The organism is Actinophytocola sp., from assembly GCF_045807065.1.
Classification (GTDB): Bacteria; Actinomycetota; Actinomycetes; order Mycobacteriales; family Pseudonocardiaceae; genus Actinophytocola.
In genome coordinates this window covers 1-6,281 of the sequence record NZ_JBJMIE010000722.1, presented here as the reverse complement: position 1 = coordinate 6,281, position 6,281 = coordinate 1, and the positions used below count along the sequence as shown (strand labels likewise).

The following is a 6,281-nucleotide window of genomic DNA, read 5'->3' as shown; positions in this document are numbered from 1 at the left end:
CGGAGCCGCGGCCGGCCTGAACAGCGGCGGCGAACCAGGGGTGCTCATCCGAGCAGTGGTTCGGCACGATGTCGATGATGATCTTGATGCCCAGGTTGTGGGCCTCCTCGATCAGCTTCTCGGCCTCGGCGAGCGACCCGAACGCGGGCTCGATGTCGCGGTAGTCCGACACGTCGTAGCCGCCGTCGTCCATCGGCGACGGGTACCACGGGTTGAACCAGATCGCGTCGATCCCGAGGTCGGCGAGGTAGGGCAGCCGTGCCCGCACCCCGGCCAGGTCGCCGGTGCCGTCGCCGTCGCCGTCCGCGAAGCTCCGCACGTAGACCTGGTAGATCGCGGCGCCACGCCACCACTGTGATGTGCTGTTCATTTCACCCCTTGAGACTGCCGGCGGTGAGGCCGGCGAGGATGTGCCGTTGGAAGATCAGGAACGCCACGACCATGGGCACGCTCGCGATGACCAGGCCGGCCAGCATCAGGTTGATCGGCGTGTCCGGCTCGAAACGTTGCAGTGCCACGGAAAGCGTCTGCACCTCCGGGTTCTGGAGGACCAGCAGCGGCCAGATGAAGTCCTTCCACGCCGCCACGACCGAGAAGATCGACACCACCGCGATGATCGGCCGCGACAGCGGCAGCACGATGCGCACCATGGTCGACACGCTGCCCGCGCCGTCGATCCGCGCCGCGTCGAGGATGTCCGTCGGGATCTGGTCGAAGAACCGCTTGAGCAGGTAGATGTTGAACGCGTTGGCGGCCGCCGGCAGCCAGATCGCGGCCGGCGAGTTGACCAGGTTCACCCCGACGACCGGCACGTCGGTGATCGCGAGGTAGGTCGGGACCAGGAGCGCGGACGCCGGCAGCATCAGCGTGGCCAGCATCAGCCCGAGGACCCACTTCCCGAGCACCGGCCGCAGCTTCGACAGGGCGTACGCCGCCGGCACCTGCACCGCCAGCTGGATGAGCAGGGCGCCGACCGCGATGACCACCGTGTTCAGGAAGTACTTGGCGAGGTCCATGAAGTCCCACGCCTCCCTGAAGGCGCCGGCGTTCGCGCTCTCCGGCAGCAGGGCCGGTGGGTTGCGGGCCAGCTCCGGCGCGGTCTTCATGGCGCCGAGCAGCATCCAGACCAGCGGCACCACGAACACGAGCGTGAACAACGCGGCCACGAGCGTGAACACGAGCCAGTACATGATCCTGCCGTGGTTCCTCTTGAGCGCCCACGGCGAGATGAGTGTCCGCATCGGACCTATCCTCTCGTTCTGGTGAGCCGGAGGTAGAGCGCCGAGAAGGCGCCGAGCACGACGAACAGCATCAGGCTCAGCGCGCTCGCCGTGCCGAAGTCGTTGTAGGTGAAGGCATAGCGGTAGAGGAGCAGCAGCAGCGTGACCGTCGAGTCCTCCGGGCCGCCGCCGGTCATCACGTACGGCTCGGTGAACACCTGCATGGTGGCCACGATCTGCAGCAGCATCATGATCAGCAGCACGAACCTGGTCTGCGGGATCGTGACGTGGCGCAGGCGCTGCCACAGGTTCGCGCCGTCCAGCTCGGCCGCCTCGTACAGCTCACCGGGGATCGTCTGCAGCGCCGCCAGGTAGATCAGCGTGGCCGAGCCCATCGAGGCCCACGTCGCGACCAGCACCAGTGACAGCATCGAGGTGTCCGACGAGTCCAGCCACGACAGCGCCGGCAGGCCGACCGTGCGCAGGAAGCTGTTGAACAACCCGGGACCCGGGTCGTAGAACCACTTCCACAGGATCGCCACCACGACCGGCGGCAGCATCACGGGGATGTAGACCACCAGCCGGAAGTAGGCCTTCGCGTGCCGCAGCTCGTTGAGCACGATGGCCACGGCGAACGGCACGGCGAACCCGACGACCAGCGCGAGGCCCGTGAACAGCAGCGTGTTGCGCCAGGCTGTGCCGAAAAGCGGGTCGGCGAACAGGGTCTGGAAGTTGCGCCAGCCGATCCATTGGGCGGGATCGACGAAGTTGACCTGCTGGAAGCTCAGCAGGACGCCGCGGATGATGGGGTACCAGGAGAACAACGCGAAGCAGACCAGCGCGGCGCACAGGAAGCCGTAGGCGGTCAGGTTCTCACGGATCGCGCGCCGCAGCCGCTCGGCCTGGCGACGGGTGGCTCGTGCCGGACGCCTCTCGACGTCCGGCACGAGCACCGCGGTGGTGGACACCGCTACTTGACCTGCGCCAGTGCGGAGTTCACCTTGGACTCCGCGTCCGAGAGCAGCTGGTTCACGTCCGCGTCCTTGTTGGTGAGGATGCCCTGCATGACGTTGTCGAGCGCGGCGTACACCTGCTGCGCGTTCGGCGGCTCGATCTTCTTGTCCATGTCCGCCAGACCGTCCACATAGGAACTGTAGTTCTCGACGGGCACGGTGGCGTACTTCTCGCGCAGCGTGGCCTGCTGGTCACGCAGGGAGCCGGTCCAGATGTCCGCGGAACCGGCCGGTGGCGAGGTCGGCAGGCCGATCGGCTGGTTCTGGTCGGCGTAGCGCTTGAGGTCGGAGTCCATGCGGTCCGGGTTCAGGTACTTCCACGAGATCCACTGCAGGCCGGCGCGGATCTTCTCCGGCGAGGACTTCGGGTTGAGCATGTAGCCCTCGCCGCCGATCAGGGTGCCCTTGCCGCCGGGCAGCGGGGCCAGGCCGTAGTCCGCGTAGTTCCCCTTGAACTGGTTGACCAGCACCGGCACGTTGTCCGGCGCCGCGAGGTACATGCCGAGCTGGCCCGCGCCCATCATCCGCTGCACGTCCTCGATGACCAGGAGCTGCTTGGTGCCCATGGTGTTGTCGGTCCAGCGCATGTCGTGCAGGGTCTGGGCGACCTCCTTGCCCTTGCTGTTGTCGAAGTCCGCGACCCACTTGCCGCCGTCCTGCTTGGCGACGTCACCGCCGACCGAGTACATCCAGGTGGTGAAGTGCCAGCCGCCCTGGTTGTTCTTGCTGTACTCGGCGAAGCCGACCGTGTCGTTGCCGAGCGCGGTGATCTTCTTCGCGGCCTCGCGGACCTCGGGCCAGGTCTTCGGCGGGCTGTTCGGGTCCAGTCCGGCCTGCTGGAAGAGCTTGCGGTTGTAGAGCAGGCCCATGGAGTAGTTGGCGGTCGGCAGGCCGTAGACCTTGCCGTCCCTGGTGAAGATCTCCTTGAGCGCGGGCTGCAGCTCGTCGTAGTGCGGGACGTCCTTGACGTAGCTGGTGATGTCGGCGGCCTGCCGGCGGGCGATGAGGTTGGCCGGGTCGGTCAGGTAGACGTAGAAGACGTCCTCGAGCTGGCCGCCCGCCAGCTTGGAGTTGAACGTCTTGGGGTCCATGAACCCCTCGTGGGGCTGGATGTCGATGTTCTTGTGCGTGCGCTCGAACTCGGCGACGTCCGCGTCGAAGATCTTGCGCTCGAACGGCTGGGTCTTCGGCGGTTGGCCGTTCACGGTGATCGTGACCTTGCCGTTCGCGCTGCCGCTGTCGCTGTCGTCGCCACAGGCGGTCACGCTGACGCTCAGGCCCGCGACCAGTAACAGCGCGAGTGTTCGGGACTTCATCGTGCTTCGCACCCCTTCGCCGGGGTTGGGAAATTAGGTGCTCAGCAGAATAAGACCCGTCGACGGATGCTTGCAAGACTTCGACAGGCTGTTGCAAAAACGCGATCAGGAAGTGTGGGCGACTCGCTTGGGTGCCGGGGCCGCCGACGCGCGGACGACCAGTTCCGGTTCGAAGAGCAGTTCCTCCATGGCGACCTCGTTGCCGGCGATCAGGCTCGCGAGCAGGTCGACCGCGGCGCGGCCCATGGCCTCGATGGGCTGGCGGACCGTGGTCAGCGGCGGGTCGGTGCAGGTCATGAGGGCCGAGTCGTCGTAACCGATGACCGAGACGTCCTCCGGCGTGCTGAGCCCGAGCCGCCGGACGGCGCGGATGACGCCGAGGGCGAGGGGGTCGCTGGCGCAGATCAGGCCGGTGACGCCGTTCTGCACCAGCCGGGTGCCGACCGCCTGCCCACCCTCGATGGAGAACATGGTGTGCCCGATGCCGTGCTCGTCGACCTCGAGCCCGATCCGCTCCGCGCACCGCCGGAACGCGACGAGCTTGCGCCGCGAGGGGATGTGGTCCCGCGGCCCGAGCACCATCCCGATCCGCTCGTGCCCGAGTGCGACGAGGTGCCCGAACGCCTGCTCGACGGCCACCGCGTCGTCGCACGAGACCACGGGGTAGTCGAGGTCGATCGAGGCGTTGACCAGCACGACCGGCAGCTGGCGGCGCACCAGCTCGTAGTGGTGCTCGTGGCTGGCGTCCTCCTCGGCGTGGCTCCCGCCGGCGAACACGACCCCGGAGACCTGCTGGGCCAGGAGCAGCTCGACGTAGTCCGGCTCGGACACGCCGCCGGTGCAGGTGCACAGCACGGGCGTGAAGCCCTGTTGGGCCAGCGCGCTGCCGACCACGTCGGCGAGCGCGGGAAAGATCGGGTTCTGCAGCTCGGGCAGCACCAGGCCGACCAGCCGCGCCCGCTCCCCACGCAGCTGCGTGGGACGCTCGTACCCGAGCACGTCCAGTGCCGTCAGCACCGCCTGGCGGGTGGCCTCGGAGACCCCGGGCTTGCCGTTGAGCACCCGGCTGACGGTCGCCTCGCTGACACCCACCTTCTTGGCTACTTCGGATAGCCGTCGTTGCGCCATGAGCGTAAGTCTACGACAACTCTTGCAACCACTTGCGCTCACTTGCATACCCCCGCGTGTCCAACACCCACGCCCCGCGTGTCCAACGCCCCTGCCCCGCGTGTCCAACGAAACCGACTGCCGAGTTCGACAAAACGTGCCGCCGGGGGCGGGGCGGGGTGGATTCGCGGTGTGTCTACCCTCGTCCCCTTGATCGGAGTGGCAGGATGCGGCGCGGGAGGTGGCCGGGTGAGCGGAGCTTGCGGAGCGAACCAGTCGGCGCAGGGCGACCGCGAGCGGCGACACCGAGCCCGTGAGGGGTCGTCGTGAACGATCCCGCGCTGCCGGCCACCGTGGTGACGGCACACCTCGCGTCGTGTGCCGAGGCCCTCGCCGAGGCTGACCTGCCGGTTGCGGACATGGCTGAGGCCGTCGACCATCTCGTCGCCGGGCAGGAGCACATCTCCACCGCGCTCAACGGTCTCGCCGCCCGGCTCGACCGTGGTCCGGTCTCCGAGGAGCGGGCCGCGCTCGTCGAGGTCCTGCGTGCCGCCGCGGCGGCGTCCTCGCACGCTGCCGAGGCGCTGGCAGCAGGTGGACAACTGTTCGAATCAGTTGCTAACGAAACGAGCTTTTAGCTGGTCAGAGCCACATTTGCGGCGTAGAATAGAACAAGTCCGCGAATGGGAGGTTCGTCTATGCGAAGCGTCTGGAACGGCACGATCAGGTTGGGTCTCGCGAGTATCCCGGTGAAGGCGTACGGCGCCACCGAGGAGCAGGGGACCGGCCTGCACCACGTGCACGTGACCGACGGCGGGCGGGTGCGGCACCGCAGGGTCTGCGAGGTCGACGGCGCCGAGGTGGAGCTGTCCGAGCTGGCGCGCGGCTACGTGCTGCCGGGCGGCGAGACGGTGGTGCTGACGGAGGAGGACTTCGCGAAGCTGCCGCTGCCGACGTCGCGTGCCATCGAGGTCCAGGCGTTCGCGCAGGTGGACGAGATCGACCCCATCTACTTCGCGCGCAGCTACCACCTGGAACCGGAGCCCGCCGGGGTCAAGTCGTACGTCCTGCTCACCGAGGCGCTGAAGCGCTCCGACCGGGTCGCGATCGTGAAGATCACGCTGCGGCAGCGGGAGTCGCTGGCCGTGTTGCGGGTGCGCGACCAGGTGATCGTCCTGGAGACGATGCTGTGGCCGGACGAGATCCGCACGCCGGACTTCGCCTTCCTGCATCAGGAGGTGGCCATCAGCGAGCGGGAGCTGCGGGAGGCGACCGAACTGGTCGAGGCGCTGTCGGAGAAGTTCGCTCCCGCGCGGTACACGGACAGCTACCGCGGCGCGTTGCAGGCGCTCGTGCAGGCCAAGATCGACGGGAACGAGCTGGTGCAGCCGGCGGCTCCCTCACAGGTGGAGGGGGCAGCGGACCTGTTGAGCGCCCTGCGGAACACGGTCGCGGACAAGAGCATGCCCCGGCAGCGGGTCGAGGAGGCTCGCGCGGCTGAGGCTGCCGCTGCTTCCGCCAAGGCGAAGGCGTAGGCTGCTGTCAAGCGGAAGAAGGTCAAGCGCTGATCTTGGTTTTCGGCGCGGGGCCGGGGGTGGGGTCCGGGGCGGGGGGGGGAGGGGTAT

Annotated in this window: 7 protein-coding genes; 2 read left to right on the top strand and 5 right to left on the bottom strand. The window is 68.0% G+C overall.

Going from position 1 to position 6,281, the window contains the following annotated elements:
• The 5 genes from ACJ73U_RS42575 to ACJ73U_RS42555 all read right to left on the bottom strand — a co-directional run.
• Positions 1–370, bottom strand: a 370-nt coding sequence (locus ACJ73U_RS42575) for an alpha-amylase family glycosyl hydrolase (protein WP_407783470.1), incomplete at its 3' end; no start/stop codon positions are given.
• A gap of 1 nt (position 371) precedes the next feature.
• Positions 372–1,241, bottom strand: coding sequence for a carbohydrate ABC transporter permease (locus ACJ73U_RS42570; RefSeq protein WP_407783469.1), 870 nt, complete (start codon positions 1,239–1,241; stop codon positions 372–374).
• Positions 1,242–1,246: 5 nt separating this feature from the next.
• Positions 1,247–2,173 carry a carbohydrate ABC transporter permease gene (locus ACJ73U_RS42565; protein ID WP_407783471.1) on the bottom strand — a complete coding sequence of 309 codons (927 nt, stop codon included), beginning with the start codon at positions 2,171–2,173 and terminating at the stop codon, positions 1,247–1,249.
• A gap of 17 nt (positions 2,174–2,190) precedes the next feature.
• Positions 2,191–3,549 carry an ABC transporter substrate-binding protein gene (locus ACJ73U_RS42560; RefSeq protein ID WP_407783468.1) on the bottom strand — a complete coding sequence of 453 codons (1,359 nt, stop codon included), beginning with the start codon at positions 3,547–3,549 and terminating at the stop codon, positions 2,191–2,193.
• Positions 3,550–3,654: 105 nt separating this feature from the next.
• Positions 3,655–4,677 carry a LacI family DNA-binding transcriptional regulator gene (locus ACJ73U_RS42555; protein WP_407783467.1) on the bottom strand — a complete coding sequence of 341 codons (1,023 nt, stop codon included), beginning with the start codon at positions 4,675–4,677 and terminating at the stop codon, positions 3,655–3,657.
• 305 nt (positions 4,678–4,982) lie between these two features.
• On the opposite strand from ACJ73U_RS42555, the gene ACJ73U_RS42550 reads away from it, so the two are divergent.
• Together ACJ73U_RS42550 and ACJ73U_RS42545 are read left to right on the top strand one after the other, a co-directional pair.
• Positions 4,983–5,294 carry a hypothetical protein gene (locus ACJ73U_RS42550; RefSeq protein ID WP_407783466.1) on the top strand — a complete coding sequence of 104 codons (312 nt, stop codon included), beginning with the start codon at positions 4,983–4,985 and terminating at the stop codon, positions 5,292–5,294.
• A 60-nt stretch (positions 5,295–5,354) separates the two neighbouring features.
• The gene (locus tag ACJ73U_RS42545; RefSeq protein WP_407783465.1) at positions 5,355–6,191 is read left to right on the top strand and encodes a Ku protein; all 837 of its coding nucleotides are present in this window, start codon (positions 5,355–5,357) and stop codon (positions 6,189–6,191) included.
• The last annotated feature ends 90 nt before the right edge of the window (positions 6,192–6,281 follow it).

Bases quoted from the DNA above. Each gene is read 5' to 3' on its own strand.
- ACJ73U_RS42570 (WP_407783469.1), bottom strand. From the start codon at position 1,241: ATGCGGACACTCATCTCGCCGTGGGCGCTCAAGAGGAACCACGGCAGG.
- ACJ73U_RS42560 (WP_407783468.1), bottom strand. From the start codon at position 3,549: ATGAAGTCCCGAACACTCGCGCTGTTACTGGTCGCGGGCCTGAGCGTC.
- ACJ73U_RS42555 (WP_407783467.1), bottom strand. From the start codon at position 4,677: ATGGCGCAACGACGGCTATCCGAAGTAGCCAAGAAGGTGGGTGTCAGC.
- ACJ73U_RS42545 (WP_407783465.1), top strand. From the start codon at position 5,355: ATGCGAAGCGTCTGGAACGGCACGATCAGGTTGGGTCTCGCGAGTATC.